Raw genomic sequence first — 25,561 nt, forward strand, 5'->3', positions numbered from 1 at the left:
TCTCGCTACTTCACCACCTCGCACGACATCACCGCCGGTGCATCCTCGCCCTTGGTCAGGTCGTAGAGATCGGCATTGTCGCCCTTGGTCCACCAGACATAGTTCTGGCCGGCATATTTGGCGCCGCTGGCGCTCAGCACGGTGACGGCCACGACCGTCCGGTCACCGAGCGTGAGCACTGCGAGCAAATTGTCGCCGGCATTTACGTATTCGGCCTTCACCGTCTGGTCGCCGCATCCATAGTCGACCGCGTTGCGCTCGACCTCTGCATCCCCCGGCAGATCCAGCGTGACGGTCGAAGCCATTGCCGCACTGGTCGCAGCGGCGAGAATGATCGCAGTGACGCTCAAGCGCATGACGGTCTCCTGAAATGCTCGTCATGCGACGATAGCACGCCGAAACGGCCTGCCGAAACCAAGGCTCCGGCGCGCAACGGCGGCTAGGCGCCGTTTTTCGCCACATCTGCAAAGAAGCCTTCCGGGCTCTCCACTTCGACCAGCCGTTTCTTCTCGATCAGCCAGAAGCGGTTGCCGACGGCGCGGACGAAGCTGCGGTCGTGCGAGACGAGCAGGCAGCTCGCCTCGTGCTTCAGCAGTTCATCCTCCAGCGCCTCCTGCCCATCGATGTCGAGATGGTTGGTCGGCTCGTCGAGCAGGTAGAAGTTCGGGTTTGTCAGCCTGAGCACCAGCATGCCGAGCCGCGCCTTCTGGCCGCCGGACAGGCGGCCGATCGGATTGCCCTGCATCTCGACGGTCAGGCCGGCGCCGGCCAGCAAGGTCCGGGCACGCTGCTCGCCAAGCTCGAACCGACGCGTCAGCATCGACAGCGGCGCGTCTTTGTCCCTGAGATCGGACAGGCCCTGGTCGCCATACCCCAGCACCAGCGAGGGCGTCGCCTTGACCACGTCCCTGGCGTTTTCCGGTGCGCCGATGGCCTGCCTGACCATGTTGACCAGCCGGGTCTTGCCGGTGCCGTTGCGGCCCAAAAGGACGACGCGGTCGCCCTGGCGAAGCCACAGTTTGCCGGTACGGAACAGCAGCGTTCCATCTGGCGTGGTGACGGGCGCGTCGTCGAAGGTGACCAGCACCTTGGCATGGGTTCCACGATTGGCGAGCCTGATGGTGCCAGCCGAACGCTCCTGATGGGTCGGCCGCGCCGCATCCTCCAGCCGCTCGGCCCGCTCTTTCAACTGCTTGGTCTTCACCACCAGAAGGTCGCTGCCCGAGTTGATGCCGATGTTGTTGAGCTTGGCCGCCTGTCGGCGCAGTTGCTGCGCGGTCTTCATGTCCTTTTCGAAGCGGCGTGCTTCCGAGGCGTCGATCTCGTCGAGTGCTTCTCGCGCCCTGGAATAGGGCAGCGAGAAGACCTGCGAGTTCTCCGGCCTGAGGAACAGCGTCCGGTTGGTCACCGCGTCGAGGAAGGCGCGGTCGTGACTGCAGATCACCACCGGCACGTCGCGCGGCAGTGCGTTCAGCCAGGTCTCGAGCTGGGCGATACGTGCCAGATCGAGATGGTTGGTCGGCTCGTCAAGCAGCAGCATGTCGGGCTCGGTCACCCAGACGCGGGCAAGCAGGGCCAGCCGCTGCCAGCCGCCGCTCAGCTTCGACAAGGGCCGCTGCCGCATCTCCTCGGGCACGTCGAGATCGTCGAGAACGATGTCGACGCGCCAGCTCTCGCTCTCAGCCTGATCGGCGGGAAGCGCTGCAAGGACGGCGTCATGGAACGCCATGTCGATCAGGCTTGCCGGCACGTCCTGCTCGACATGGCCGACCCGCAGGCCGCGTGAACGGGTGATATCGCCTGATGTCGGCTCGAAGGCGCCCGTGATCGCGCGCAGCAGCGTGGACTTGCCACGACCATTGGCGGCGACGATGCCAAGCCGGACACCCGGTTCGACGGACAGGTTGAGATTGGAGAAGAGCGGTGCACCGAGCGTGACGCCGAGCGACCTCAGATTGATCAAAGCCATATCAGTTCTCTGGTCTGGCCGGACCTTCGCCCGCATCCGATCATACGAGATGCTTTTGGGAAACCGGGTCCGGTGATTGTCCAGATGCGGACGAGCCCAAGGCTCGAGGCCGCATCACCACTGAGGGCAGACCGGGAGAGAGATACGCAACATCGAATGCCGCATCATACTGTCCAAAAATCGTAACTGATCGTTGGGGTCGATGCTGTTGGCGCGTCGTCCGAGGTCAGCCCTGCAAACGCATCTGCAGGGCGTGGACAGGGCCGCGCTGACGGTGGTGACGAAAAAACGTGTACACGCAGCCCTCCTTTGTTGTTCGAGTTGCGCGCTCTAAATAGCCGCGACCTCGTTCCGTTGCAAGCCCATGGACCGCCAGCTCGCTGCGCTCCGACTTCTTGGATCGTCAGCTCGCTGCGCTCCGGCCTATTGGATCGTCAGCTCGCTGCGCTCCGGCCTATTGGATCGTCAGCTCGCTGCGCTCGCCGGCCCTGACGGTCGCCGAAGCCTCCTTCTTGCCGGCGTCGCCGCGATCGACCTCGACAACATAGTCGCCTGCCGGCAAGGTCGTCTGGTGCTTCTGGTCGTAGGCGTAGCCGAAACCCTGGCGATTGCCCTGGATGTCCTTCTTGGCCGCAAAGACGCGGATTTCCTTGGCGCCGGGAGCATCGATCGCCAGCACGCCGGCGCCGAGCACGGCGGTCACCTGGCCCTGCTCGCCGACCCGGACATTGAAGGGCTGTTCGGCCTCGGACTGGTCCATGCGGGCGACCAGGACATAGTCGCCGGCGGGCAGGTCGAACTTGTTGTCCGGACCGTAGCCATAGGTGACCTGGTCGCGGGTGCCGTCGATCTTTTTCCTGGCCTTGTAGACCCTGACGTCGAGACCGCCGGCGTCGACCTTGTCGGCGCCCTCGGCATAGATCGCATTGACCACGACATGGCCGACGCCGACGATGATGTCCTTTTCGACGGTCTGGCCTGCAGCAAGCTGGATCGTCTCATTGGCCTCGCCCTGGCCGATGGTGACCTTCAGCCTGGTTTCGCCGGCAGGCAGCACCACCTTGGTCTGGCCGTAATAGGTCGCCGGGTGGTCGCCACCAGGGAAGTCGAGCACGACGGCCGCCCCATCGACGATGTCGGCGCCTTCGCTGGGGCGTGGCCTGACGACGAGCGTGCCGGCATTGAGCACGAACAGCGGCTTGTAGGCCTGGCCGGCCTCGACCTTCAGCGGCTGTTCGACAGCCGCTTCGCCGAGCGTTGCACGGATGATGTAGTCGCCGGCTTCAAGCGATCCCTTGTAGTTGTTGTATTCGGTGGTCAGGCGCTCGCCCTTGGAGCCGTCGGCATTGGCCTTGTAGATTTCCCAGGCGTTGCCGGCATCCTTCAGCGGCGCGCCGCCTTCGGCCAGCGTCAGCTCGGGAGCGAAGTTGAACTCCGGCTTGGCCGGTTCCGGCGCAGGCGCAGGTTCCGGGGCCGGGGCCGGCGCGGCAACCGTCTGCACCAACGCATCTTCCAGACCCTTGGCGTCGGTTGCCTGGATGTATTTGCCGCCGGTGTTTTCGGCGAGGCAGGCGACCTGCCTGCCCTCTTCCGCCGTCAGGCCGAAGCCGACGACATGGGCGGTGAAATCGACACCCGACTGCTCCAGTTCCTTGCCCAATGCGCAAGGGTCGGCGTTGCAGGTCTCGAGCCCGTCGGTGATCAGGATCACTGTCGCCTTGTCCTCGGTGTATTTGAGGTCCTCGGCGGCCTGCTTGACGGCAGCGGACAATGGCGTCTTGCCGAGGAATTTCATGCTGTCGGCGGCAACGGTGATGGCGCTTGCCGAGCCTGACGCCGGCGGCACCACCAGTTCGATGTCGGTGCAGCTGCCCTTTTCGCGGTGGCCATAGGCCATCAGCCCGAGTTCGGTGTCGGCGGGAATGGTGGTAAGCACCGAGCGCAGCGCCTCGCGGGCGATTTCCAGCTTCGGCTTGCCGTCGATCTGTCCCCACATCGAGCCGGAGGCATCGAGTACGATGATGGCGCGGTCGGCGGCATTGGCGCTTGCCACTCCCGACAGCATGAGGACAGACGCCAGGATGCCTCGTGTAAACGCCTTCATGCTGCCCCTCGCCGATTCAGTTGAATGACGCGAAGCTAAACAACGGCCATTGGGCTGACAACCCTGAGGCTGATCAATAGGTGGTGCGGCGTTCTTCGCTTGGTGGACGGCCGAACTGCAACCTGTAGCTTTGCGCGAAGTAGGAGTGCGAGGTGAAGCCGGTGGCGATTGCCACGTCGAGGATCGGCATGTTGGTCTGGCGCAGCAGTTCACGCGCGCGCTCGAGCCTCAACCGCATGTAATAGCGGCCCGGCGTCACGTTGAGATGGCGCAGGAACAGGCGCTCGACCTGGCGGACCGACAGCCCGGCCGTCTTTGCCAGTTGCACTGCCGACAGGGGCTCGTCGAGATGGTCGGCCATCAGTTCGACGATGCGCTTGAGCTTGTCGGACTTGCCGGTGAGGTCGCGCTCGGGACCGACGCGCTGGCGGTCGCCGGCCGAACGGATGCGCTCGTGCTGGAACTGGTTGGCGACCTCGTTGGCGAGGTTGGCGCCGAAATCGCGCTTGATGATCTCGAGCATCAGGTCGATCGAGGTGGTAACGCCGGCACAGGTGTAGCGCTTGCGATCGATCTCGAAGACGTTGTTGGTGCACTCGATGTCAGGGAATTTCTCCATGAAACCGGCACGGTTTTCCCAGTGGATGGTGCAGCGGTAGCCGTCGAGCTGGCCGGCTTCGGCCAGAAGATAGGAGCCGACCGACAGCGCGCCCAGGGCAGCACCGCGCCGGCCCCAGGAGCGAAGCGCGCCGAGCACCTTGCTCTTGCCGGGAAATTCGGTGGCGACGCCGACGCAGACGAACATGATGTCGACGGCGGGCACGTCGGCGACGGAATAGTCGACCTTGAGCGGCAGCCCATTGGAGGCGATCACCGCCTCGCCGTCGGCCGACACCGTGGTCCAGCCATAGACATCGCGGCCAAGCAGGCGGTTGGCCGACCGACAGGTGTCGATGGCGGCCACCAGCGAGAACATCGAGAACTTGTCGACCAGCAGGAAAGCGAACTGGCGGCCTTCGGGGTGGGGCTCTGACATCGCGACCAAATCTACAGAACGCGCCGGGTTGAGCAAGGAAGCGGCGCCGGTTTCCACAACGCCGCGATCATTCAGAAGCCCGGTTGTTCGAGGCCGGCGTGGCGATAGGCCGACACCAGCGTGTTGGCCATCAGCATGGCGATGGTCATCGGACCGACGCCCCCGGGAACCGGCGTGATGGCGCCCGCGCTCCTTTCGGCCGAGGCGAACTCGACGTCGCCGACCAACCTGGACTTGCCTTCGCCCTTGTCGGGTGCGGGAATGCGGTTGATGCCGACATCGATGACGGTGGCGCCCGGCTTGACCCAGTCGCCCTTGACCATTTCGGGCCGGCCGACGGCAGCGACGAGAATGTCGGCAGTGCGGCACAAGGCCGGCAGATCCTTGGTGCGGCTGTGGGCGATGGTCACGGTGGCGTTCGCCGCAAGCAGCAGGTTGGCCATCGGCTTGCCGACGATGTTGGACCGTCCGACGACCACCGCATTGAGACCGGACAGGTCCTTGCCGTGCTTGCGTTCGATCAGCAGCATCGAGCCGAATGGCGTGCAGGGCACAAGTGCGGTGTCGAGCTCGCCGGTGGCGAGCTTGCCGACATTGATGAAGTGGAAGCCGTCGACATCCTTGTCGGGTGCGATCGTCTGGATGATCTTGCCGGCGTCGATATGGCCGGGCAGCGGCAGCTGGACGAGGATGCCGTGGATCGCGGGATCGGCGTTGAGCTTCTCGACAAGGGCGACGAGATCGGCCTCGGAAGTCTCGGCGGCAAGCGTATGCTGGACCGAATGGAAGCCGCATTCCTTTGCTGTGCGCGACTTGTTGGCGACATAGACCTGGCTCGCCGGATCCTCGCCGACGATGACCACCGCCAGCCCCGGCTTTACGCCATGGCCGGCAAGTGCGGCCGCTGACTTCTTGACGCCTTCGACGACCTCGGCTGCGACACTCTTTCCGTCAATGATCTCAGCCATGGCTTACTCCGTCTGCGGCATGCTTTGCGGCGCATTGTCATCAAATTTTCGACCCGCAACCTCGTCATTGCGGCGTCCGGTGCCGTAAACTCGAAACCGCCTGGAAGAATTTCAGAAGTAGCGGCGCGAGCGCCGCTCCCTGAGAAGGTTCAGTTCCTTGCGAACCTCACGCAGGCTTTCACTGATCTCGTCGATCTGGCTCTGCGGCGCGGGCGCATCAGCATGGGGCGCTGGCGGCGGCGCGGAGTAATGGTCCGACGACCGCTGCCGATAGGACGGGCGATACTGCTGCGGTGTTGCGTAGTCCGGATGCGGCAGCGGCGGCTCGTCGTAGCCGGGCTGCGGCTGTGGCGCATAGGCTGGCGCGGGATAGCCGGGCTGCTGCTGCATCGGCTGCGCCTGCCAGGTCTGAGTTTGTTGCCGGCTCTCCACGATCGGATCCATAGCGGCGACAGCACCTCCCGACTGCATCACCGGGGCCACCTCGGTCCTTGGCGCAGCAACCTCGACGTGGTTGTCCGGCTGGCTGGTCGCGGTCACCGGTTCGCCGCGCGTTTCGGGCTTCGCCCGGCTGCGCCGCCTCGCCGTGCTGCGCAGGCTTTGCAGCGCCCCGCGCATGGCGCCGAAGCCGACTCCGGAGGCAAAGCCGAGCAGCATGCCGCCCAGCGCAATCATCGCCCGCGACGGGCCGGTCGACTGCAGCGGCGGCGATGCCGGCGATATGATTGTCACGTTGCCCGAATTGATGTCCCTCTGCTCGCCGGTCTCGCGAGCGCGAAGCAGGGTGGCCTCGTAGACGGCGCGCTTGGCGGCAACGTCGCGATCGAGCTCGCGCAGCGTGACCATTTCGCCGCCGACTTCGCTCTGGCGTACCTTGAGCTGGGCAAGGCGGGCGGCGAGCTCCTGTTCGGTCTGCACGGCACGCTTGAGGTCGACCTGGATGGAGCCGGCGACCCGGCGCAGTTCGTTTGCGATGCGCTCGCGTGCCCCGCTGAGCTGGGCATCGACAGCCAGACGCTCGGGATGGCGCGGGCCGAGCCTGACGGCGGCCCGGTCGGCTTCCTGGGTCAGCGCCGCATATTGCGCGCGCAGTTCGGTGATGGCAGGCGAGCCGATCGCTTCGGGCAAGGCGCCTGCAAGCACCGAATCGACACCGAGGTCGCGGGTCGAGGCGGCACGCGCGTTGAGTTCGAGCGTGCGAGCTCGCGCTGCGGTCAGCTGGTCATTGACACGCTGGATCTCGTCGTCGGTGATCAGCCGCCCTTGCGGATTGATCAGTTCGTTCTCGGCCTTGAACGCCTCGACCTTGCGCTCGGCCGCTTCGACCGACTTGCGCAGGTCGTCGAGGCGGCGGGTCAGCTCCTCGGTCGCGCGCCCTGCCGTTCCGGCCTGCAACTCGCCGAAAGTCTGGATGAAGACATCCGTCATCGTGTTGGCGATGAGTGCAGACTTCTCGGGATCCTGCGTCTTTGCTCCGACCGAGATGACGAAGGTGTTGGTGTCGCGCTGGATGGACAACGCCTCATAGAGGTGTTCGGCGGCCAGCGCGTGCCGCCGTCCGGGATCATCGCCTGTCTGCTGGTTGGACGAGATCAGTGAACGCACGAAACCGCTAACGCTGAAGCCGCCGCCGGCCTTGCCGTTGAATTCCGGATCATCGGCCAGATTGAGCTTGTCGACCACCTTGACCAGCACCGAGCCGGAGGTCAGCCTGCGCACCTGGGTTTCGACCACCGCCAGTGTCGCGTCCGACGGCAGGTCGCCGACGGTCAGCTCCTTGTCGGAAAGCCTGAGGTTGCGCGGATCGACGATCATCTCGGTCCAGGCTTCATATTTCTTGGGCGTCGACAGAGCGAGCGCGACGCCCAGCAGCGCGCCGGCGAGCGTCGTCGAGGCGATCAGCAGTTTCGAACGGGTGATGCCGCCGATGACCGCCATCGGGTCGATCAGCGGCTGCCAGCGAACGTCGTCGTGATCGCCATGCTGTGCGGATGGCTCGACCGAGGGCTGAGGCATGGCAGCAAGCGGCTCCGGAGCGACTGAGCCGATCGCCCTGTCGCGCCAGGTGCCGATCATCGAAGACGGAGTCGGAGCAGGCTTGTCGCTTGCGAATGCGGACGCGGCTTCCATCGGCTGTGCGACAACCGGCTGTGCCTCCGGTGCGGCCGGCTTTTCGGCCAGTTGCTCGCGGGCAGCACGTTCGGCCTCGCGCCGGAAACGCGCCATGCGATGGCGGGTCGCAGGATCCTGGAAATCTTCGTGACCAATGTCATCTTCCGCTGACATCGACAGCAGCGACGAGCCTCGCGGCTTCGGATCGGCGTCGTCCCGGTCCAGCGCAAGCAACGAGCGCTTGCGCCTCCAGTCCTCGCGGTTTCCAGATTCGGCCATGCGGGCAACTTCCAAAAGTCTATTCCGGATCACCTGTCCGGTCGTTAAGCCACGCTAAACAGACATGGGTAACAAAACGTTAATTCCTGCCTGGCGGCAGTATATAGAGCTTCCTCACAGAACGGCACATTAAGCTTTGGCTTTTATCGTTCAACTGGATCATGACCAAGGCGAACGACATATCGCGCACAACGTTGCGCCAGCGGATCGGCAGTTTCGTCGTGCAGCGGCAGGCGGTGCTGCGCGACTACTTCTCGGCGATCAGCGGCTCGATGGGCCGGCTGGTGTTTTCGCTTGTCTATTTCATCGCGCTCGCCAACACGCTGTCGATCGCCGATTTCGGCCTGTTCGCAACCGCCTCCGCTGCCGGCGTCATGCTGTCGCGAACGCTGGCCTTCGGTTTCATCTCGGCACTCTATCGCACGGCAACGATAAGGCCGCGGCTGATCGGCAGCTACACCGCGGGTTTCCTGATGCTTGCGGCGCTGTCGCTGCCGGTGCTGGTGGCCGCCTCAGCGCTGACCTGGTTCCTGTTCTTTTCGACATCCATGCCGGCCGCCATCTTTGCCGCCGTCATCTTTGCCGAGGCGCTGTTGTGGCGACCGGTCGAAGTGGCGATGATCGTCAACAACGGTCTCGGCCGCTTCGGCCGGGCTGCGGTTCTGGCGATCCTGACCGCCGCGATCAAGGCCGCCGCTGCTGCCCTGTTCATCTTCTGGCCAAGCCATACGGTCGGCGCCTGGGCCGGGTTCTACATCGGCTCGAACCTCGTCTCCCTGGCGCTCGCCTTCGGCTTCTTCTATCCGCGCCAGCGGCTCAGGCTGACGCCTGACCTGTACTGGCGTCGGCTGTCGGACTCGATCTATGTCGCCGGCGCCGAAGTGCTGTTCTACCTGCAGATGGAATTCGACAAGCTGCTGGTACTGGCCATGGGCGGGCCGCATCTCGCCGGCATCTATGCCATCGTCATGCGGCTGGTCGACCTGACCGCCATCCCGATCCGCACCTTCTCGATGATGCTGGTCCAGCGCATGATGCGCATGCCGGAGATGCTTGCCAGGCTGAAGGTCAAGATCGGTATCGAGGCGGGTATCCTGATCGTCTCGACTTCGGCGCTGCTGTTCCTCGCCGTGGTCTTGTATTTCTATCCCAACTTCCTCGGCCGAAACGTCGCCGAGGCAGCCCCTCTGGTCGGGCTGGCCTTGTTCGTGCCGGCCTTGCGCAATCTCGTCGAGTATCACGCAGAGCTTCTGTTCGCGCGCGGCCAGACGCTGATCCGCGCCGCCAATCTCGCCATGCTGGCGGGCCTCAAGGCGGCCTTGCTGTCGCTGTTGCTGTTGCGTGTCGCCGACACCGAAACGCTGGTGTGGATGCTGAACGGCATGTTCGCGCTGCTTTATCTCGCCTCGGCCGCGGTCACCTACACGGCGCTGCGGCGCCCCGCCAAGGCGATCTAGATCAGGCGACGACCAGCCTGCGGATACGGCCGAGATCGGTGCCGATGAAGGACTGCATGCCGATCGCAACCTGTTCGGGCGACATGGCGGCGACAAAGGCCTCGAACTGCGCGTCGGTCAGCGGCGTGCCGGTCCAGTGAACACGGCAGAACTCTTCCGCGCCGACATAATGTCCAGCACCTCCGGCGACCTCGTCGACGAAGCGGCCGTAGATCATGCACTCGGAAAACTTTCGTCGCGCGCACACCGCCTCGACCCAGTGCCGCCCGCTGACCTGTTCGATACGGGCGAGCATGTCGCGTACCGACGACCGGCGCCAGGCGATCAGGGTCGAGATGTAGTCGTGCGGAGAAATCTCGGGTGCTGTGATGCCGAGCACCGCGGCGGCATTGGCCGACCAGATGCGGTGATTGTCGTGGCCAGGCTTCAGCAGAACACCATCACGCCGGAACAGCCTGAGCTTGCCGCCCAGCCAGAACCGGGCGCAATCGAATGGCCTGAGGAATGCCACGTCGGAATCGACGTAAACGAGCGTTTCCTGCTCGATGCTTTCAGCGATCGCCATGCGCCTGAGTTGCTGCACATGCCAGCCGCGCAGCGGGGGCGCCTTGAGGCTCAGCCAGATGCGGCGCTTGAACAGGCTCGTCGGATCGGGAATGTCGCGCAACCAGGACGGCAACAGCTCCCGCTCGTCGATGACGGTGCGGCGCTTGCCCTCGAGCTGCCGGAACAGCGCGACGTCGCGGTGCTCGACCAGGAGATAGTGATGCGAGGCGCCGGTGACATGGCGGTCGACGGTTTCGCACAGCAGGCGGCAGCGCTCGAAATCGGCGGCGTAGCTCGCCGTGATCAGCGCTGCGTCCGGGGCCGGAGACATGGCCTTGGCGTTCAAGAACGTCCTCCCCCGCCGAGCTTCTGGCGCAGCACGCGGAACAGGAACAGCGGGTTACCGACGACATAGCGCCGCCACAGCCGGCCCGGTTCGAGAAGCAGACGGAACAGCCACTCCAGGCGAAGCCGTCGCATCCAGGCCGGTGCGCGCGGAACCGAGCCGCTGAGAAAATCGAGCAGCGCGCCGACGGCAATCGGCAATGTGCAATGTTCGGGGTGCATGTGCCGCGCGATCCACATTTCCTGGCGCGGGACGCCCATGGCAACAAGCAGGATGTCGGGGCGCAGGTCGCCGATGGCAGCAACGATCCCGGGCTCTTCCTGAGGCGTGAAGAAGCCGTCATGGACAACGACGAACTTGTGCTGCGGGGCGATCTGGCCAAGCCGCGCAGCCGCCCGCTCGGCATTGGCACGCTTGGCGCCAAGGAGTGCCACGGTCAGCGGCCTGTCGCTCGCCTTCAAGAGGTCGGGGACGAAATCCGTGCCGTTGAGATTGTCAGGAAACGGCGCGCCATAGAGCCAGCGCGCGGCGATGTCGACACCGATGCCGTCGGCCAGGACGAGAAAATCGTTCAGGACGGCGGCGAAATCCTTGTCGGAACAGGCGATGTTGGCGTTGTGGGCATTGAGGAAGCTGACCTTGGTGAAACGCCTGTCCCTGATCTTCCCGGTCAGCAGCGAGATCGCCTCGTCGCGCCGCAAGCTGGCGACCCGGATGCCAAGAATGCTGCGGTAGGCTGCGGCCGCTTTCGAAATCGTCATACTCACGCCGCCACCTCATATGCGCCCACACCAAGCCGGGCGAGGCCACCTGCCACAGCGAGGTCGAGTGCTGCTATTTGCCGGCGATGGAAGTCCGAACCGTCGACATCGGCGACCTTCTGATCGACTGTTCGTTCAAGCGCCCTGGCGAAGGCTACGGGATCGTCGGTCATGGTGCAATTGGCCGGCTTGTAGGCGATGCCGCGCAGCGAATGCGCTGTCGCCACCGACGGCAGGCCGAGTTCGAACGTCTCGATCGTCTTGAGCTGGACACCGCTGCCCGAGGTGCTGACGAGCGGGATGACGGCAGCACTGCGCACGAAGGCCTGGGCATCCGGCACGCGGCCGACAAATGTGACGCCGGGATGGGCCGAGGACACACCTGCGGGAACACTGCCGGCAATATGGATGCGGAAATCATTGCGCAGATGCGGCACGACCTTGCCGAGGAACCAGTCGAGGCCGATGCGGTTCGGCTCCCAGGTCCAGGTACCGATGAGCGCTGCATCGCAGTCGATGTCGCGCTTGCCCTGGTGTGCCGGAAGCTGTGACCGAGTGACCAGCGGCAGCGCCACCGAGCGTGTGTCGGAGGCAACGCCCAATTCGGCGCGATCCTCGTCGGCGAGTGTGAAGACGAAGCGCGCATTGCGACACAGACGCCTTTCAATGACTTCGAGCAATCTTGCCTCGCGGCGAAACAGCAGGCGTTGAAACGCGCCGTTGGCGGCACGCGCGTTCTCGGCGGCCGAGCGGAATTCGACATTGTGCGCGACGAAGATCGAAGGCCGGTCCTGAAACAGGCTTTCGAACGCCGCCGCCATCTGGACCGAATTGAGGATGTAGCCATCGAACGGTCCCGCCGCCGCGATCGCCTGCCGCACCGTCTCATCGGAGACGATGCGCAGCTTGGCCGAAGCGAAAGTCAGCCCGGAGGCAACCGCATTCGCCAGCCAGCCCAGCTTGCGCTGCAAGGGGGCGACATCGGTGCGCACGTCGAGCGAGCCGAGCAGGATCGTGTTTTCGGGGTCTGACGGCGGTTTGCCCGGCCAGCCGAAGCCAAGCACGGTCACGCGCACGCCGGCCCGGCGCAGCGCATCGATGATCGCCTGGTTGGCGATCTCGTAGCCCGACGAGAGTGCTCCGTCAGGCACGATGGATGTGGCAAACAGCAGATGCATCACGACAGTTCCTGCCTATGCCCTAACAAAGCGCGGTGAAGTCTTCATTAAGCAATTTCAGCCGCTTGTGGAACCTGCCCGACAATCCGCAGTTTGCTTCCGGCGTGTTTAACTGACCGTTATGGCGCCCATGATAGCGAAGAGGCATCAATAACCGGCAGCTTGTCATGAATGCTATACCTCCACTCAAGTCCGTGACCATTGCCGGCACTTCGCCTGCACTGGCAGTGGACGACGTCGAGGTGGTGGTCACGCTGCCAACCTTTCGCCGGCCACAGCAAGTTCTGGCAACGCTCGATTCGCTGGCCAGGCAAAAGACCACGCGCCGGTTCGCCGTCATCGTCATGGAGAATGACGACGAAGGCAACGAAGGCATGCACGCTGCCTTGCCGCTGTTTGAAAGCGGGGCGATGCGCGGGCTGGTCATCGTCGCACATGAACGCGGCAATTGCAGCGCCTACAATGCCGGCTGGCACACCGCCTTGCTGCGCTTTCCGAATTTCTCGCGGCTGCTGGTCATCGATGACGACGAGCTGGCCGATCCGATGTGGCTCGAAACCATGTGCCTGGCTGCCGAACGCCTCGGCGTCGACATCGTCGGTGGGCCGCAGGTGCCAGTCTTTTCAGATCCCGGGCATCAGGTCTGGGCGACACATCCGGTGTTTGCCCCGCCCTATTCCGTCACCGGTGAGGTCGGCGCGCTCTACTCCTCGGGAAACCTGCTGGTCAGCCGCAACGTGCTTCTGGCCATGGGCCCACCCCATCTCGACCTGCGCTTCAACTTCATGGGCGGCGGCGACTCGGATTTCCTGAGCCGCTCGTCACAGAAGGGTTTCAAGCTCGGCTGGTGCGCGGAAGCAAAGCTGTTCGAGACGGTTCCGGCACGGCGCACCGAGGCCGACTGGATCCGGGCACGCGGCCTGCGCAACGGCGTCATCTCGACGCTCGTCGCCAAGAAGAAATATGCCGGCACGCCGTTCGCCAACACACGCGTCTTCCTGAAAAGCCTGGCGCTGCTTGGCGCCTCGCCATTACGTGCAATGAAGCGCCTTATCGAGACCGGATCGCCATCGGTCGCCGTGTACCCGATCCATGTGGCGCTTGGCCGTGTGATGGCCGAATTTGGTTATGCCAATGAGCAGTATCGTCAGCCCGAGAAGAACTGACGCGCCGCCGCTGACGGCGGCGTTCACGGCATCGGGCGTCGCCACCGCGATCGCGACGATGGTGCTGACCATCGTCATCGTTTCGTTCAGGCCGTTCCAGCCGGCGGGCGCCGGTGCGATCGAAGGCGGCGACATCGTCAACCAGTTGGGCTTCGGATCGCTCGGCGCCTTCGCCATGTTTGCGTTGGTGACCATGGCCAATCCGGCCCGGTTGCGCGCCATTGTCGGGCTGCCCTGGATCGTCCTGCTGTGCTTCTTCCTGATATCGGTCGGTGAAGCCGCCGACCCCAATGCAGCGTTCCGGGCGGCAAGTTTCACCCTCATCGGCATCACCGCCATGGCAACCGTGCTTGCCTTGCCGCGCGATGGCGATTCCTTCTCGACCGTGCTGATTGTCGCCGGCTTTCTCATCGTCGGGCTGAGCTACGCCGGCGTCATCCTGTATCCCAGCGTGGCGATCCACGGCGCCGACGGCTTCGAGCCCGAGCATTCCGGCTTGTGGCGCGGCGCCTTCAGCCACAAGAACATCGCAGCGCCCGTCATGGCCTGCTTCAGCTTCGCCGGCATCTACCTGATCCGAAGGCATTGGCGCTGGTCGGGTTACATCCTTTTGGCCATGTCGATGTTCTTCATGGTGCACACCGGATCGAAGACGACGGCCGGGCTGGTGCCGCTGTCGATCATGCTCGTGCTTCTGCCCGGAATGATCGGCATGCGGCTCGGCACGCCGCTGCTGTTTGCGCTGGCCGTCGTCGGCACGGCATTCGCCACGCTCGGCATCGTCTTCATCGAACCGCTGCAGCAGCTTGCCGCGCACCATTTTCCCGAACTCACCTACACCGGGCGCACGACTGTCTGGGCCTTCGCTGGCGAGATGATCGCCAAGAAGCCGTGGTTTGGATACGGCTATGAGAGCTTCTGGCGCACGCCGCTGGTGACCGGAATCGGCCATGCCTACGACCAGGGCTGGGACATCCGCTTCATCGTGCACGGCCACAACGGCTATATCGACATCGCAGTGACCATGGGCCTGCCCGCGCTTGCCGCCGCCGTCTATGTCTTCCTGATCGCGCCGCTGCGCGACTACATGCGCATCCCGCTCTACAAGGAGAACGTCTTCCTCGGCGACTTCTTCATGATGGTGGTGCTGTTCACCGCGCTCAATGCCTTCCTCGAAAGCTTCTTCTTCCGCCGCATCGACCCGGTCTGGATGTTCTTCGTCTTCGGTGTCCTGGGGCTGCGCATGGTCTCGCGCATGGTCATCCACAAGAACACCGGCTGACGGAACGCGCTTGCTCCGCTCCGGCGGCCACGCCATTCGGAGATGGTATGATGTTGGATTAATCGCGCCTGCAATGACACTACGCAGCCTGTTGCCAGCCTAATAGCAGGTCATGCTGCTCAAAGCGCTATGACAGTTACTCCTGTTTGAACTCTCTGTAGACCTGCATCGGTCACGACAGCCAAATTGGTCGGTACTCGAACTACAACCACTTTCGCAGGCAGAGAATCCTGAACTTGCATTGCTTAAGCAACGAGCCAGCGTGTCAGCCTTGTTGCGCTCGCACTCCCGCCTTCTTGCCTCTTCCGCTTGCCGTCTCTGCTCGTTGCTCTGAGCCAGCTGAAAAGCGCCGTCGGCCGCGAACGCTTCCACGCGACTGAGTTGAACCAGTCCAACAGTCAACTGAAGATGAAGCAAAACCATGATAAAAAACTTCATGTTTACCCCTCTTGTCAGCATTCGGATACGCTCTTCCACTATAGCTGTTATTTGATTTCAGCGCATCCGACAGCGTTACCCTGGCGTTTGCCATGCCGGACCGTAGCGTGAACGAACTGAAAAAGGACTGTTCAGCGCACGCATTACAGACCGTTGGTGCGAAGTGCGACCGATGGGGCTGTCCCCGTGGTGTTGAGCCGACTTTACCACGCTAGCCTGATGCTACCGTGAAACCTTGTTACATGGTATGTTTCCTGAACAAGTGCAGGGAACTTAGCTATGAGCGCAACAGGTGAGGCCTCAGACTTCGGACCGTATATTCTCGTTTGCAATAGCAATCGCGATTATTGTCGTGACCTACACGCTATATTCTGTGTTGAACCACGATCCGACATCAGCTCTTCCTGATGTTCGTGGAGATAAGATTGCTGAAAGTGACCTGCAGGTCAGAATCGCCTCTGCTGAGGTTACGAGAGAGACCGTATCGTACCTTGTAAGTCTTACATTCGCACTTTCGGCAGTTATCACTTTTCTTATCGAAGATGGATTGGGAAGCAAGCCACTACGAAAGGCCACCAATCTTGTCCTTTCTTCTATTGCCGTTTTCTTCATCGTTCGAAGCCTGCAATATGCATATGACGCTTACGGCATGATCGCTATCCAGCTGTCGGATGGCTATTTCCTGATTTCACGAGTCCATGACGTCATCGCATCCCAAGCGCGCAACCTTCTCGGCACTCTGGTTGTCGCCATATTGCTAATCGTTAGTGTCAAATTCAGTTGAAAGAGGTGCATCAATGAGCAGTGCTCCCGCTCGAGGACGACCTCGCACATGGATAATCGTGGCTTTATTGATGCTTTTGGCAAATCCGCGCCTGATCCATGCCCAAGAAGCTTTTGACACCTTACGCGTAGAGATCGATCCCAATGTCCAGGTGGACAAACTTCCTCCGCTTGTATTCGTGAACGGAACATTGGCTGCCGCCATTGAAGGCTTGACATCTGTCCCGAGCGAATCTGAATCCGTTATAGAGGTTGGCTTACCTCAAGCCCGACAGCCGCTGTACAGCTTCAAAATTGGCCCCGAGCAAATCGAGAAGAAGCTGGTAAGCGTTGTCATGACTACTTACGCATCAAAGGACGGAAGTCCCGATCAAGTTTGGACAAACGTCCTCATACATCCCAACGTGAAAGAGGATGTTCCTCTCCGGCGCGCCGAAACTGGGGAGTTTGAGATCACACTTCCGGCTATGCCTTACGCTGGTTTCTCCGAGACCCTTGCGAAGTTTGGCCTCAACTCGACCAGTGCAAACTGGATCGAGGCCATCCCAGACGTCAACGACATGAGCAAGCAGTCAGGGATATTGCATTTGTCGCAGACAATCGGTGACACCGCCACAACCTGGTCTGGGTCTTACAGCACAGCATTACGGGCTTCTTGGCCACCGCCTGCCTATGAGGTGAGAGACTGGAAAATCACCTCCACACCTGTCGGCGCTACCATCTTCACCCAACATGGGCATGAAGGAAACACCAATCGAACTGTGACGCTGCCAAATCTGTCTGAGACCTACGTAACTCTGAGGTTGGACGGCTACCTTGATTGCCCACATACGCAGTGTTCCAAAATGGACAGGGGCGGTTACATCGACTTGAATTGCACACTGAAGAAGCCAAAAAAGAAGAAATGACGAAGGGCTTCGATCTCGCTGATTGATCGACGCCGCTAAGCTTTCTTTTCAGCTCAGAGCACCCGTGGCTGATGTCGTCGCAAACCTACTGCGCGGGAAATGTCCCGACTGGAGCTTGCTGAGTGGCCGATACCTTGCCCGCTTGGATCAAAAGGTCCTGTCCGGGCTTCACCATGTCGTAGGTGACTCCTGCGCGCTTGTGCGCGTCACCGACGCCTTCATGGACGTGGCCCCCGCCGAAGCCGGCCTGCATGGCGGCATCACCTTCACCAATGCCTTCACCAGGGTGCTGGACCACACACGCTGAAGTGGCGTTGCACCCTTCCGCATGGCTCCAAGACGGTCTATGTCAGTTCTGTTCGGAGGCTTTGCATGACCATCAGACTGATCCTCGCCGGCTGCGGCAACATGGGCTACGCCATGCTCACGGGCTGGCTCAACTCGGGCAAGCTCGCGCCCGAGGAAACATTCGTTGTCGAGCCCAATGCGGAGCTGCGCGCCCGTGCCGCCGATCTCGGCAGCCGTGTCGCCTCGGAAGTCGGTGGCGTTCCCGCCGATGCGGATCCTGGGATCGTCGTCATCGCCGTCAAGCCGCAGGTCATCCGCGAAGTCACTGCCGGCTATCGCCGCTTCGGCAACGGCAAGGCGACCTTCGTCTCGGTCGCCGCGGGCACGCCGGTGGCCACCTTCGCCGACATCCTCGGCAGCCATACGCCGATCGCGCGCTGCATGCCAAATACGCCAGCAGCCATCGGCAAGGGCATGATGGTTGTCTATTCCAACGAGCACGTCTCGGAAGCGGCCAAGGAAGTTGTCGGCGACCTTCTGTCGGCCAGCGGCGAAGTCGCCACCATCGCCGACGAGGGCCTGATGGATGCGGTCACCGCCGTCTCAGGTTCGGGCCCGGCCTATATCTTCCATTTCATCGAGTGCCTGACGGCAGCGGCTGAAAATGCCGGTCTGCCACCGAAGACGGCAGCGCTTCTGGCCATGCAGACCGTCTATGGCGCGGCGAGCCTAGCCGCCGAAAGCCGCGAGGATCCGGCCGTGCTGCGCCGCCAGGTGACCAGCCCGAACGGCACGACGGCGGCGGCGCTGGGCGTGCTGATGGGTGACGATCGCCTCAAGACCCTGCTCACCGAAGCTGTCGAAGCGGCCCGGCTGCGCTCGATCGAACTCGGCAAATAGCTACTTCGCGTCAGCTTCGGCCTGCAGCGCCTCGACATAGGGCGCTGCCGCCGCGTGGACCGCGCGCTCCATGTCGCGGAACCGGCGCACGACGTCTTCGCCGACAGGCGTAAGCTCTGCGCCGCCGCCATGCTTGCCGCCGGTCTTGGCGGCCACCAGCGGCTTGCCGAACATATCCTTCATCTCTTCGACCAGGTCCCAGGCGCGCTTGTAGGACATTTCCATCGCGCGGGCCGCAGCCGAGATCGAACCGGTGGCGGCGATCTGCTCGAGCAGTTCGACCTTGCCCGGACCGAGACGTCCCGTCGGGTCGAGATAAAGTCGCAAGGTCAGAGATGGCATCGGCTCGCTCCAGTCAGTCGCTGGTTAGCACAAGCGGCGCCCCCGGAGAAAGATTGGCGCGGTCGAAAGCAACGGTCTTGATGACGGCGAACACCTCGCGCCCGATGGCAAGGTGCAGCGTCTGGAAGGACTGGCGGGTGATGCGCGACACCAGGATGTCGCCATGGCAGTCGAGCTTGAGGTCGACCTGGGAACCGTCGACCTGGCTGATTTCGGCAATGCGACCAGGAAGAATGTTGAGCGCGCTGAGACCTTTCGGCCGTTCGGTTCCGATCATCACGTCGCGGGCGCGGATGCGGACACGCACGGCGGCACCAAGCGGCCTGTCGATGCGCGGCACGCGCATTTCGCCGGCACGGGTGCCGAGCACTGTCATGCCGAAGGCTTCGTCGTGGCCGAGCACTTTCATGTCGAGCACGGCGCCGCCCTCGCCCACCTCTTCCGGCGGCAACAGGTCGAGCCTTCGCATGATCTCGCCGGTCGGGCCGCTGGCTGCCAGCTTGCCGTTGGTCATCACGACGATGTCGGTGGCAAGCCGCGCCACCTCTGCAATGGAATGGCTGACATAGACGATCGGAATCTTCGTCTCGTCGCGCAGCCGTTCCAGATAAGGCATGATTTCAGACTTGCGTGCGTCGTCGAGCGAAGCCAGTGGCTCATCCATGAGCAGCAGCTTCGGGCTTGCCAACAGCGCACGGCCAATGGCGACGCGCTGCTTTTCACCGCCCGACAGCAGCGCCGGTCGACGCGCCAGGAGGTGGCCGATGCCGAGCATCTCGACGACCCGGCCGAACTCGGCATAACGCTCTGCCTGTGGCGTGAACCAGCGGCCATAGAGCAGGTTCGAACGCACGCTGAGATGCGGAAACAGCCGCGCATCCTGGAAGACGAAGCCGACCTGGCGCCTGTGGACAGGCACGAAGCTGCGCTGTGCCGTGTCGACCAGCGTCTTTCCGTCGATGACGATGCGCCCGCTGTCCGGGCGGATCAGCCCGGCGATGATGTTGATGATCGAGGTCTTGCCCGACCCTGACGGCCCGAACAGAGCAGTCAGGCGGCCGGCGCTTTGGAAGCTTGCCTCAAGGTCGAACGCGCCGAGGCGATGGTGGATGTCGACGAACAGCATCAGCCGGCATCCACGCGTTGGCCGATGCGGCGGGCGAAAATTTCGGAGACGACCAACGCGATCATCGAAATGGCGATCGAGATCAGCGTCAGCCGCATCGCCCCTGCATCGCCGCCGGGAACCTGGGTGAAGGTGTAGATCGCCGAGGGCAGCGTCTGGGTCTCGCCGGGGATGTTGGAAACGAAGGTGATGGTGGCGCCGAACTCGCCCATCGCCTTGGCAAAGGACAGGATCATGCCTGCAACGACCCCGGGCAGGATCAGCGGCAGCGTCACAGTCGCAAACACCCAGAGCGGGCTGGCGCCCAGCGTGCCGGCGGCCGATTCGAGACGACGGTCGACGGCTTCGATGGACAGGCGGATGGCTCGCACCATCAAGGGGAAGCCCATGATCGCGCAGGCAAGTGCGGCACCGGTCCAGCGGAACGAAAAGACGATGCCGAAATACTGGTCGAGCAAGGAGCCGATCGGCCCCCGGCGCCCGAAGCTCAGCAGCAGCAGATAGCCGGTGACGACGGGAGGCAGCACCAGCGGCAGATGGACGACGCCGTTGAGCAGCGACTTGCCCCAGAAATTGCCGCGCGCCAGCAACAGCGCGATGCCGATGCCGAATGGCAGGCTGGCAGCCATCGCACACAGCCCGACCTTGATCGACAGGTGGACCGCGTTCCATTCGTCAGGAGTGAGGTCCAGCATTCCCCGCTCGCATCCCCTCAAAAAATCCGTCCCACCCCGCGATGCGGAATGGGACATCAGTCACAAAGATAGAGCCTAACCGACAGGGGTAAACCAGTCGCTATTGGACCGGCGCCAGCACGGTGAAGCCCTGAGCCTCGAACAGCTCCTTGGCCTTGGCGGACTGAAGATATTTCACATACGCCTCGGCGTCTGCGTTCTTCGAGCCCGCCGTCACGCCAACCGGATAGACGATGGGAGGATGCGTCTCTTCCGGGAAAAGGCCGACGATCTTGACGCCCGGCTCGGCGGTGGCGTCGGTCTGGTAGACGATGCCGAGCGGCGCTTCGCCAGTCGACACCAGCTTGAGGGCGGCGCGCACGTTCTCGGCCTGGGCGATCTTGCCTTCGACCGAGGCCCAGACGCCGAGCTTCTCGAGCGCTGCCTTGCCATACTTGCCGGCAGGAACTGCCTTGACGTCGCCCATGGCGAGACGGCCTTCGCCGAGCAGGCCGGCGAGGTCGAAATTCGCCGCGATGTCAGCCTTGGCAACCGAATCCTTCGGCGCCACCAGCACGATGCGGTTGCCGAGCAGCTTCACCTCGGAGCCGTCCTTGATGAGCTTCTTGTCTGAGAGATACTTCATCCAGTCGAGGTCGGCCGAGATGAACACGTCGGCCGGCGCACCCTCTTCGATCTGCTTGGCCAGCGCCGAGCTCGCGGCATAAGACGCGGTGGCAGTCTTGCCGCCCTCGGCCTTCCAGGCCGTGTCGACGGCGTCGAGCGCGTTCTTGAGGCTGGCGGCCGCAAACACCACGACGTCGCCATCGGCGCGCGCCGCCGGCAGGCCAAGCGCCAGTACGGCGGCGAGACCACCCGCCATGGCGGCAAGCCGCACCCCAAAACTCCTACGCGCGAACATCAGAATTCCCTCCACCATCTAGCCCAGCCCGTCGCGGGCCACGGATTCGTTATATTCATACGGATACAACACTTGGCAGGCAACTACCCATCCAGGTGGTTTTGCGCGAAACAGTTCCGTCATTTCGCCCGAGATTGGCCTCGCCGCTGGCCCTGTTTTCAGGGGGAGACTGGTCCGGCTCTTCATGTCATATGTCGCAACGTCATTCGCGAGGTGAGCCGGGGCAGTTCGTGCCGAGGCCCCCTCCTCGCACCTTCCGCACTTGCCAAGAGATCCCCTACATGGCCGGCATATCGACGTTTGAAATCATCTGGCTCGCCGTAGCCTTGCTCGGCGCCGGCGCCATCACCGGCCTGCTCGCGGGCGTCTTCGGCGTCGGCGGAGGCACCGTCATCGTGCCGGTGCTGTACGAATTGTTCCAGGCCGTCGGCGTACCGGAAGAGGTGCGCATGCCGCTCTGCGTCGGCACCTCGCTTGCGATCATCATCCCGACCTCGATCCGCTCGTTCAACGCGCATCGCGCCAAGGGCGCCGTCGACATGGCGATCCTGAAGCAGTGGGCGATCCCCGTCATCATCGGCGTCGCCATGGGCAGCGTGATCGCCCGCTACGCGCCGGCCGACCTGTTCAAGGCGGTGTTCGTGGTGGTCGCCGGCATTTCGGCGATCCGGCTGCTGTTCGGCAAGGATTCGTGGCGCCTCGGCCTCGACATGCCGGGCAAGATCGTCATGAACATCTATGGCTGGATCATCGGCGTGCTGTCGAGCCTGATGGGCATCGGCGGCGGCCAGCTCTCCAACCTGTTCATGACCTTCTACGGCCGGCCGATCCACCAGGCGGTCGCCACCTCTTCAGGCCTCGGCGTGCTGATCTCGATCCCCGGCGCGCTCGGCTACATCTATGCCGGCTGGCCGCGGGCCGCCGAATATCCCGATGTCGCGGCGCTGCAGTTCCCGCTGTCGCTCGGCTATGTCTCGCTCGTCGGGCTGATCCTGTTCGTGCCGACCAGCGTGCTGACCGCGCCTCTGGGTGCGCGGCTCGCGCACGCGCTGTCGAAGCGCAAGCTCGAGGTCGCCTTCGGCATCTTCCTGCTCCTGATCAGCCTGCGCTTTCTTTACAGCCTGATCGGCTGAGCAAAGCAAAACGCCCGGTAATGCCGGGCGTTTTCATGTTCGGCGGACGCAGGCCTCAGCCATCCTTCGATCCTTGCCTCGCGCCGACAGCCGCGCCCTTGTGGGCGGCACCGCTGCTGCGTGCCTTGAGGTCACGCAACGTCGTCAATTCCAGTTCGGTCGGTTCGGGCGTTTGCTCAAGCGTGTCGGCAAACTTGACAGTCCAGCCGCAGGTCTCCTGCACCTTGTTGCGGGTCACCTCAGGATGCAGCGAAACGACGGTGAATTCCTTGGTGACGGGGTCCGGTTTCCAGATCGCCAGGTCAGTGATCAGCAATGTCGGCCCCTTGGTGTCGATGCCGAGGCGCTGGCGATGGTCGCCGCCGTCGCCATGGCCGAACGAGGTGTAGAAGTCGATTTTCTCGACCATGGCGCGCCTGGACTGGGCCATGGTGATGAAGATTTCCTTCGACGACGTCGCGATCTCGGGTGCGCCGCCGCCGCCGGGGAGGCGGGTTTTCGGATGAGCGTAATCGCCGATGACCGTCGTGTTGATGTTGCCGAACTTGTCGAGCTGGGCTGCGCCCAGGAAGCCGATCGAGATGCGCCCGCCCTGCAGCCAGTAGCGGAACATTTCCGGCACCGAAACTGTGGTGACGGCGGTGTCGCACAATTCGCCGTCGCCGATCGACAGCGGCAGCACTTGGGGTGCCGTGCCGATGGTGCCGGATTCGTAAATCAGCGTGATGTCGGGTGCATGGGTCAGCCTGGCGACATTGCAGGCCGCCGAGGGCGCGCCGATGCCGACGAAGCAGACATCGTCGCCCTTGAGCGCACGCGAAGCGGCAATTGTCATCATTTCGTTGGGGCTGAAGCCTGTCACGCTCATGCGACGATCCTCAGATGTTCGACGCGGGCCGCGAAATCGTCGCTGGTCTTTTCGATGACGTTCGTCTGCATCCACTCGCGGAAACGGTCGCGGTCGGCTGAGATCTCGTCCCATTCCAGATAAGACGCGTTGTCCCTGACATAATAGCCATGCGCGTAGGACGGGTGCGCCCCACCCGGCACGACCGAGATCGCCGTCACCGACCATCTGGGCAGTACTGTCAGGTTGGGGTGCAGGTCGTCGAAATTGTCGACCACCTCCTCGACGGTCACCACCGCGCGCCGGGCAGCAAGGGCTGCTTCCTTCTGGATGCCGATGATGCCCTCGACCAGCACGTCGCCGCGCCGGTTGGCCTTCTGGGCATGGATGAAGGTGACGTCGGGCCGAACCGACGGAACCGCCGCTAGCACCTCGCCTGAAAACGGGCAGGTCACCGACCTGATGTTCGGATTGACCTTGGTGAGCTCGGCACCGCGATAACCGCGGAAGATGGCGCAAGGCAGGCCGGCGGCGCCCGCCTCATAGGCATTGGCCATGGCGGCGTGGCTGTGCTCCTCGATCTCGAGCGCATGCGGAAAACCATTCTCGACAGCGTCACGCAGGCGGCGCAGCAGGCCGACGCCGGGATTGCCGGCGTAGGAGAAGATGGCCTTCTTCGCCATGCCCATGCCGATCATCTGGTCGTAGATCAAGTCGGGCGTCATGCGCACCAGCGTCAGGTCCTTGAAGCCCTGGCGGATCGCCTCATGTGCGGCGGCGGTGGGAATGAGATGCGTGAACCCTTCAAAGGCCACGGTGTCGCCACTGTTGAGATTGTCGGCGACCGCCCGCGACAGGGGTAAGAATTGGGCCATGCGCTTCGTCCCTGACGTCGAAACTTCATTTGCAGGCATCTGTCCGACATCATGTAGCGCACGCGTCCCGGTCGCGCATCATCGGCGTCGACAGCAGGTCTTGCCGGACTGTGCCGTCGCTGCTGTCTGCCGTCAGGCAAAGGACGATCGCCCGAAGCGGGTCGACAACCGGCGGCGCAGATCAGCGATTTCTTCGTCGGGCAGTGATCAGGCGGCCTCGGCGAGGCCGTTGCCCTTGGCGTTTAGCCGAATGACCGCCTTGATCGGCAGGTGATCCGAGGCGATGCGCGCCAGTGCCGTGTCATGCGCTTCGAGCTCGGTGAGCAGGCTGTGCGGCCGCGCCATGACGCGGTCCAGCGCCAGCACCGGGAAACGCGAGGGAAAGCTCGGAACGATGGCATGCATCGGCCCGAAAGCCGGTTCCAGGCTGCGCAGCGACGAGCGCTTGCCCAACCGCCATTCGTTGAGGTCACCGACAAGAACCGTCGGTTTGTCGCTGTGCAGTTCGGCTGCGGTCAGAAGCGTTCCGGCCTGCAGCTTGCGCGAATGGCGCAACAGGCCGAAATGCGCCGCGATGATCCGAAGCGGCCCGGCTTCGAGCTCGAGGTCGACGACCACGGCACCGCGTGGCTCCGCACCGGGCAACACGATCTGCCGCGCCGAACTGACCGAACCTTTGCGAAACATGACGACGTTGCCGTGCCAGCCATGGCTCTTGCGCCGGCCGGCCAGCGGCACCGGAACAAGCCCAGTCTCGCGCTCGACCGCTTCCAGGTCGAGCAGCCCTGCCCGGTCGCCAAAGCGCTGGTCGGCTTCCTGCAAGGCGATGACGTCGGCGCCGATCTCGGAAATGACCTGCATCGTGCGCTGCGGATCGAAACGGCGGTCGAGGCCGACACATTTGTGGACGTTGTAGGAGGCGACGACGATCTCGCTGTGCGCGCCGGCCTCAGGCGGCAACGACGTATCGCCCTGCTCCAGCGTCGAGGACCGGTGCGCGGCACCTGCTTCTGCTGAAATCTCAAAGCCTGGTCTGCTAGCCATCACTCGTCTGGAATCTCTGGGAAATTCGTGTTCAGTTGCGATAGGCGTTTCGCCAACAGTAACCTATATGGTCGAGC

24 protein-coding genes are annotated in these 25,561 nt (G+C 63.3%); 8 read left to right on the forward strand and 16 right to left on the reverse strand.

The features are described 5' to 3' along the window. Positions 1-5 precede the first annotated feature (5 nt). The 6 genes from H5P29_RS27145 to H5P29_RS27170 all read right to left on the reverse strand — a co-directional run bounded on the left by H5P29_RS27145 (position 6) and on the right by H5P29_RS27170 (position 8,468). On the reverse strand, positions 6-356 hold the full coding sequence (locus H5P29_RS27145) for an MliC family protein (protein ID WP_154385318.1): 351 nt from the start codon (positions 354-356) through the stop codon (positions 6-8). A gap of 83 nt (positions 357-439) precedes the next feature. Beyond that, on the reverse strand, positions 440-1,969 hold the full coding sequence (locus H5P29_RS27150; RefSeq protein ID WP_154385317.1) for an ABC-F family ATP-binding cassette domain-containing protein: 1,530 nt from the start codon (positions 1,967-1,969) through the stop codon (positions 440-442). Positions 1,970-2,423: 454 nt separating this feature from the next. Further along, on the reverse strand, positions 2,424-4,073 hold the full coding sequence (locus tag H5P29_RS27155) for a VWA domain-containing protein (protein WP_154385316.1): 1,650 nt from the start codon (positions 4,071-4,073) through the stop codon (positions 2,424-2,426). Positions 4,074-4,146: 73 nt separating this feature from the next. Then, positions 4,147-5,109, reverse strand: coding sequence for a GlxA family transcriptional regulator (locus H5P29_RS27160; protein WP_067967057.1), 963 nt, complete (start codon positions 5,107-5,109; stop codon positions 4,147-4,149). Positions 5,110-5,180: 71 nt separating this feature from the next. After that, positions 5,181-6,077: a bifunctional methylenetetrahydrofolate dehydrogenase/methenyltetrahydrofolate cyclohydrolase FolD gene (gene folD, locus H5P29_RS27165; RefSeq protein ID WP_154385315.1), complete on the reverse strand. Its 897-nt coding sequence runs from the start codon at positions 6,075-6,077 to the stop codon at positions 5,181-5,183. Between the two features lie 111 nt (positions 6,078-6,188). Continuing rightward, positions 6,189-8,468 (reverse strand): GNVR domain-containing protein, encoded by a 2,280-nt coding sequence (locus tag H5P29_RS27170; RefSeq protein ID WP_154385314.1) that lies wholly within the window; start codon positions 8,466-8,468, stop codon positions 6,189-6,191. A 161-nt stretch (positions 8,469-8,629) separates the two neighbouring features. Between H5P29_RS27170 and H5P29_RS27175 the strand changes: the two genes are divergently transcribed. Next, complete coding sequence (locus tag H5P29_RS27175) at positions 8,630-9,925, forward strand: lipopolysaccharide biosynthesis protein (RefSeq protein ID WP_154385313.1); 1,296 nt, start codon at positions 8,630-8,632, stop codon at positions 9,923-9,925. 1 nt (position 9,926) lies between these two features. On the opposite strand, the gene H5P29_RS27180 is transcribed toward H5P29_RS27175, so the two are convergent. The 3 genes from H5P29_RS27180 to H5P29_RS27190 are packed head-to-tail and all read right to left on the reverse strand — an operon-like array spanning position 9,927 to position 12,756. After that, entirely contained in the window at positions 9,927-10,802 is an 876-nt protein-coding gene (locus H5P29_RS27180; RefSeq protein WP_154385390.1) for a DUF6492 family protein, read from the reverse strand. Between the two features lie 11 nt (positions 10,803-10,813). Continuing rightward, entirely contained in the window at positions 10,814-11,578 is a 765-nt protein-coding gene (locus tag H5P29_RS27185) for a WecB/TagA/CpsF family glycosyltransferase (RefSeq protein WP_154385312.1), read from the reverse strand. A gap of 2 nt (positions 11,579-11,580) precedes the next feature. Continuing rightward, entirely contained in the window at positions 11,581-12,756 is a 1,176-nt protein-coding gene (locus H5P29_RS27190; protein WP_154385311.1) for a glycosyltransferase family 4 protein, read from the reverse strand. 167 nt (positions 12,757-12,923) lie between these two features. Between H5P29_RS27190 and H5P29_RS27195 the strand changes: the two genes are divergently transcribed. From H5P29_RS27195 to proC, 6 genes are all read left to right on the forward strand, one after another. Further along, positions 12,924-13,922 carry a glycosyltransferase family 2 protein gene (locus H5P29_RS27195; protein ID WP_154385310.1) on the forward strand — a complete coding sequence of 333 codons (999 nt, stop codon included), beginning with the start codon at positions 12,924-12,926 and terminating at the stop codon, positions 13,920-13,922. Continuing rightward, positions 13,891-15,204 (forward strand): O-antigen ligase, encoded by a 1,314-nt coding sequence (locus H5P29_RS27200; RefSeq protein ID WP_154385309.1) that lies wholly within the window; start codon positions 13,891-13,893, stop codon positions 15,202-15,204. The genes H5P29_RS27195 and H5P29_RS27200 overlap by 32 nt, the downstream gene beginning before the upstream one ends. 790 nt (positions 15,205-15,994) lie before the next feature. After that, positions 15,995-16,426, forward strand: coding sequence for a hypothetical protein (locus H5P29_RS27205; RefSeq protein ID WP_154385308.1), 432 nt, complete (start codon positions 15,995-15,997; stop codon positions 16,424-16,426). Positions 16,427-16,439: 13 nt separating this feature from the next. Further along, positions 16,440-17,333 carry a hypothetical protein gene (locus tag H5P29_RS27210; RefSeq protein ID WP_154385307.1) on the forward strand — a complete coding sequence of 298 codons (894 nt, stop codon included), beginning with the start codon at positions 16,440-16,442 and terminating at the stop codon, positions 17,331-17,333. 142 nt (positions 17,334-17,475) lie between these two features. Continuing rightward, entirely contained in the window at positions 17,476-17,640 is a 165-nt protein-coding gene (locus H5P29_RS27215) for a hypothetical protein (RefSeq protein WP_154385306.1), read from the forward strand. A 65-nt stretch (positions 17,641-17,705) separates the two neighbouring features. After that, positions 17,706-18,521, forward strand: a complete 816-nt coding sequence (gene proC / locus H5P29_RS27220; RefSeq protein ID WP_067965285.1) for a pyrroline-5-carboxylate reductase — start codon at positions 17,706-17,708, stop codon at positions 18,519-18,521. Here proC and H5P29_RS27225 read toward each other — a convergent pair whose 3' ends face one another. From H5P29_RS27225 to modA, 4 genes are all read right to left on the reverse strand, one after another. Next, on the reverse strand, positions 18,522-18,863 hold the full coding sequence (locus tag H5P29_RS27225; RefSeq protein ID WP_067965287.1) for a winged helix-turn-helix domain-containing protein: 342 nt from the start codon (positions 18,861-18,863) through the stop codon (positions 18,522-18,524). Between the two features lie 13 nt (positions 18,864-18,876). Further along, positions 18,877-19,989 carry a molybdenum ABC transporter ATP-binding protein gene (gene modC, locus H5P29_RS27230; RefSeq protein ID WP_371818593.1) on the reverse strand — a complete coding sequence of 371 codons (1,113 nt, stop codon included), beginning with the start codon at positions 19,987-19,989 and terminating at the stop codon, positions 18,877-18,879. After that, a complete protein-coding gene (gene modB, locus H5P29_RS27235; protein ID WP_067965290.1) occupies positions 19,989-20,684 on the reverse strand; it encodes a molybdate ABC transporter permease subunit in 696 nt (231 codons plus the stop codon). The genes modC and modB overlap by 1 nt, the downstream gene beginning before the upstream one ends. A gap of 100 nt (positions 20,685-20,784) precedes the next feature. After that, positions 20,785-21,585 (reverse strand): molybdate ABC transporter substrate-binding protein, encoded by an 801-nt coding sequence (gene modA / locus H5P29_RS27240; protein ID WP_067965292.1) that lies wholly within the window; start codon positions 21,583-21,585, stop codon positions 20,785-20,787. A gap of 281 nt (positions 21,586-21,866) precedes the next feature. Between modA and H5P29_RS27245 the strand changes: the two genes are divergently transcribed. Next, positions 21,867-22,718: a sulfite exporter TauE/SafE family protein gene (locus H5P29_RS27245; RefSeq protein ID WP_067965293.1), complete on the forward strand. Its 852-nt coding sequence runs from the start codon at positions 21,867-21,869 to the stop codon at positions 22,716-22,718. Between the two features lie 55 nt (positions 22,719-22,773). Here H5P29_RS27245 and H5P29_RS27250 read toward each other — a convergent pair whose 3' ends face one another. The 3 genes from H5P29_RS27250 to H5P29_RS27260 form a co-directional block, all read right to left on the reverse strand. Then, positions 22,774-23,586, reverse strand: coding sequence for a CoA-transferase subunit beta (locus tag H5P29_RS27250; RefSeq protein WP_067965295.1), 813 nt, complete (start codon positions 23,584-23,586; stop codon positions 22,774-22,776). Beyond that, entirely contained in the window at positions 23,583-24,440 is an 858-nt protein-coding gene (locus H5P29_RS27255; protein ID WP_067965297.1) for a CoA transferase subunit A, read from the reverse strand. The genes H5P29_RS27250 and H5P29_RS27255 overlap by 4 nt, the downstream gene beginning before the upstream one ends. 207 nt (positions 24,441-24,647) lie before the next feature. Then, positions 24,648-25,484 (reverse strand): endonuclease/exonuclease/phosphatase family protein, encoded by an 837-nt coding sequence (locus H5P29_RS27260; protein ID WP_083948692.1) that lies wholly within the window; start codon positions 25,482-25,484, stop codon positions 24,648-24,650. Between the last annotated feature and the right edge of the window lie 77 nt (positions 25,485-25,561).

Source organism: Aminobacter sp. MDW-2 (assembly GCF_014250155.1).
In the GTDB taxonomy this organism is placed as follows: Bacteria; Pseudomonadota; Alphaproteobacteria; order Rhizobiales; family Rhizobiaceae; genus Aminobacter; species Aminobacter ciceronei.

Coding starts and splice junctions, on each gene's coding strand:
- H5P29_RS27145 (WP_154385318.1), bottom strand. CDS start 356: ATGCGCTTGAGCGTCACTGCGATCATTCTCGCCGCTGCGACCAGTGCG.
- H5P29_RS27150 (WP_154385317.1), bottom strand. CDS start 1,969: ATGGCTTTGATCAATCTGAGGTCGCTCGGCGTCACGCTCGGTGCACCG.
- H5P29_RS27155 (WP_154385316.1), bottom strand. CDS start 4,073: ATGAAGGCGTTTACACGAGGCATCCTGGCGTCTGTCCTCATGCTGTCG.
- H5P29_RS27160 (WP_067967057.1), bottom strand. CDS start 5,109: ATGTCAGAGCCCCACCCCGAAGGCCGCCAGTTCGCTTTCCTGCTGGTC.
- folD (WP_154385315.1), bottom strand. CDS start 6,077: ATGGCTGAGATCATTGACGGAAAGAGTGTCGCAGCCGAGGTCGTCGAA.
- H5P29_RS27170 (WP_154385314.1), bottom strand. CDS start 8,468: ATGGCCGAATCTGGAAACCGCGAGGACTGGAGGCGCAAGCGCTCGTTG.
- H5P29_RS27175 (WP_154385313.1), top strand. CDS start 8,630: ATGACCAAGGCGAACGACATATCGCGCACAACGTTGCGCCAGCGGATC.
- H5P29_RS27180 (WP_154385390.1), bottom strand. CDS start 10,802: ATGTCTCCGGCCCCGGACGCAGCGCTGATCACGGCGAGCTACGCCGCC.
- H5P29_RS27185 (WP_154385312.1), bottom strand. CDS start 11,578: ATGACGATTTCGAAAGCGGCCGCAGCCTACCGCAGCATTCTTGGCATC.
- H5P29_RS27190 (WP_154385311.1), bottom strand. CDS start 12,756: ATGCATCTGCTGTTTGCCACATCCATCGTGCCTGACGGAGCACTCTCG.
- H5P29_RS27195 (WP_154385310.1), top strand. CDS start 12,924: ATGAATGCTATACCTCCACTCAAGTCCGTGACCATTGCCGGCACTTCG.
- H5P29_RS27200 (WP_154385309.1), top strand. CDS start 13,891: ATGAGCAGTATCGTCAGCCCGAGAAGAACTGACGCGCCGCCGCTGACG.
- H5P29_RS27210 (WP_154385307.1), top strand. CDS start 16,440: ATGAGCAGTGCTCCCGCTCGAGGACGACCTCGCACATGGATAATCGTG.
- proC (WP_067965285.1), top strand. CDS start 17,706: ATGACCATCAGACTGATCCTCGCCGGCTGCGGCAACATGGGCTACGCC.
- H5P29_RS27225 (WP_067965287.1), bottom strand. CDS start 18,863: ATGCCATCTCTGACCTTGCGACTTTATCTCGACCCGACGGGACGTCTC.
- modC (WP_371818593.1), bottom strand. CDS start 19,989: ATGCTGTTCGTCGACATCCACCATCGCCTCGGCGCGTTCGACCTTGAG.
- modB (WP_067965290.1), bottom strand. CDS start 20,684: ATGCTGGACCTCACTCCTGACGAATGGAACGCGGTCCACCTGTCGATC.
- modA (WP_067965292.1), bottom strand. CDS start 21,585: ATGTTCGCGCGTAGGAGTTTTGGGGTGCGGCTTGCCGCCATGGCGGGT.
- H5P29_RS27245 (WP_067965293.1), top strand. CDS start 21,867: ATGGCCGGCATATCGACGTTTGAAATCATCTGGCTCGCCGTAGCCTTG.
- H5P29_RS27250 (WP_067965295.1), bottom strand. CDS start 23,586: ATGAGCGTGACAGGCTTCAGCCCCAACGAAATGATGACAATTGCCGCT.
- H5P29_RS27255 (WP_067965297.1), bottom strand. CDS start 24,440: ATGGCCCAATTCTTACCCCTGTCGCGGGCGGTCGCCGACAATCTCAAC.
- H5P29_RS27260 (WP_083948692.1), bottom strand. CDS start 25,484: ATGGCTAGCAGACCAGGCTTTGAGATTTCAGCAGAAGCAGGTGCCGCG.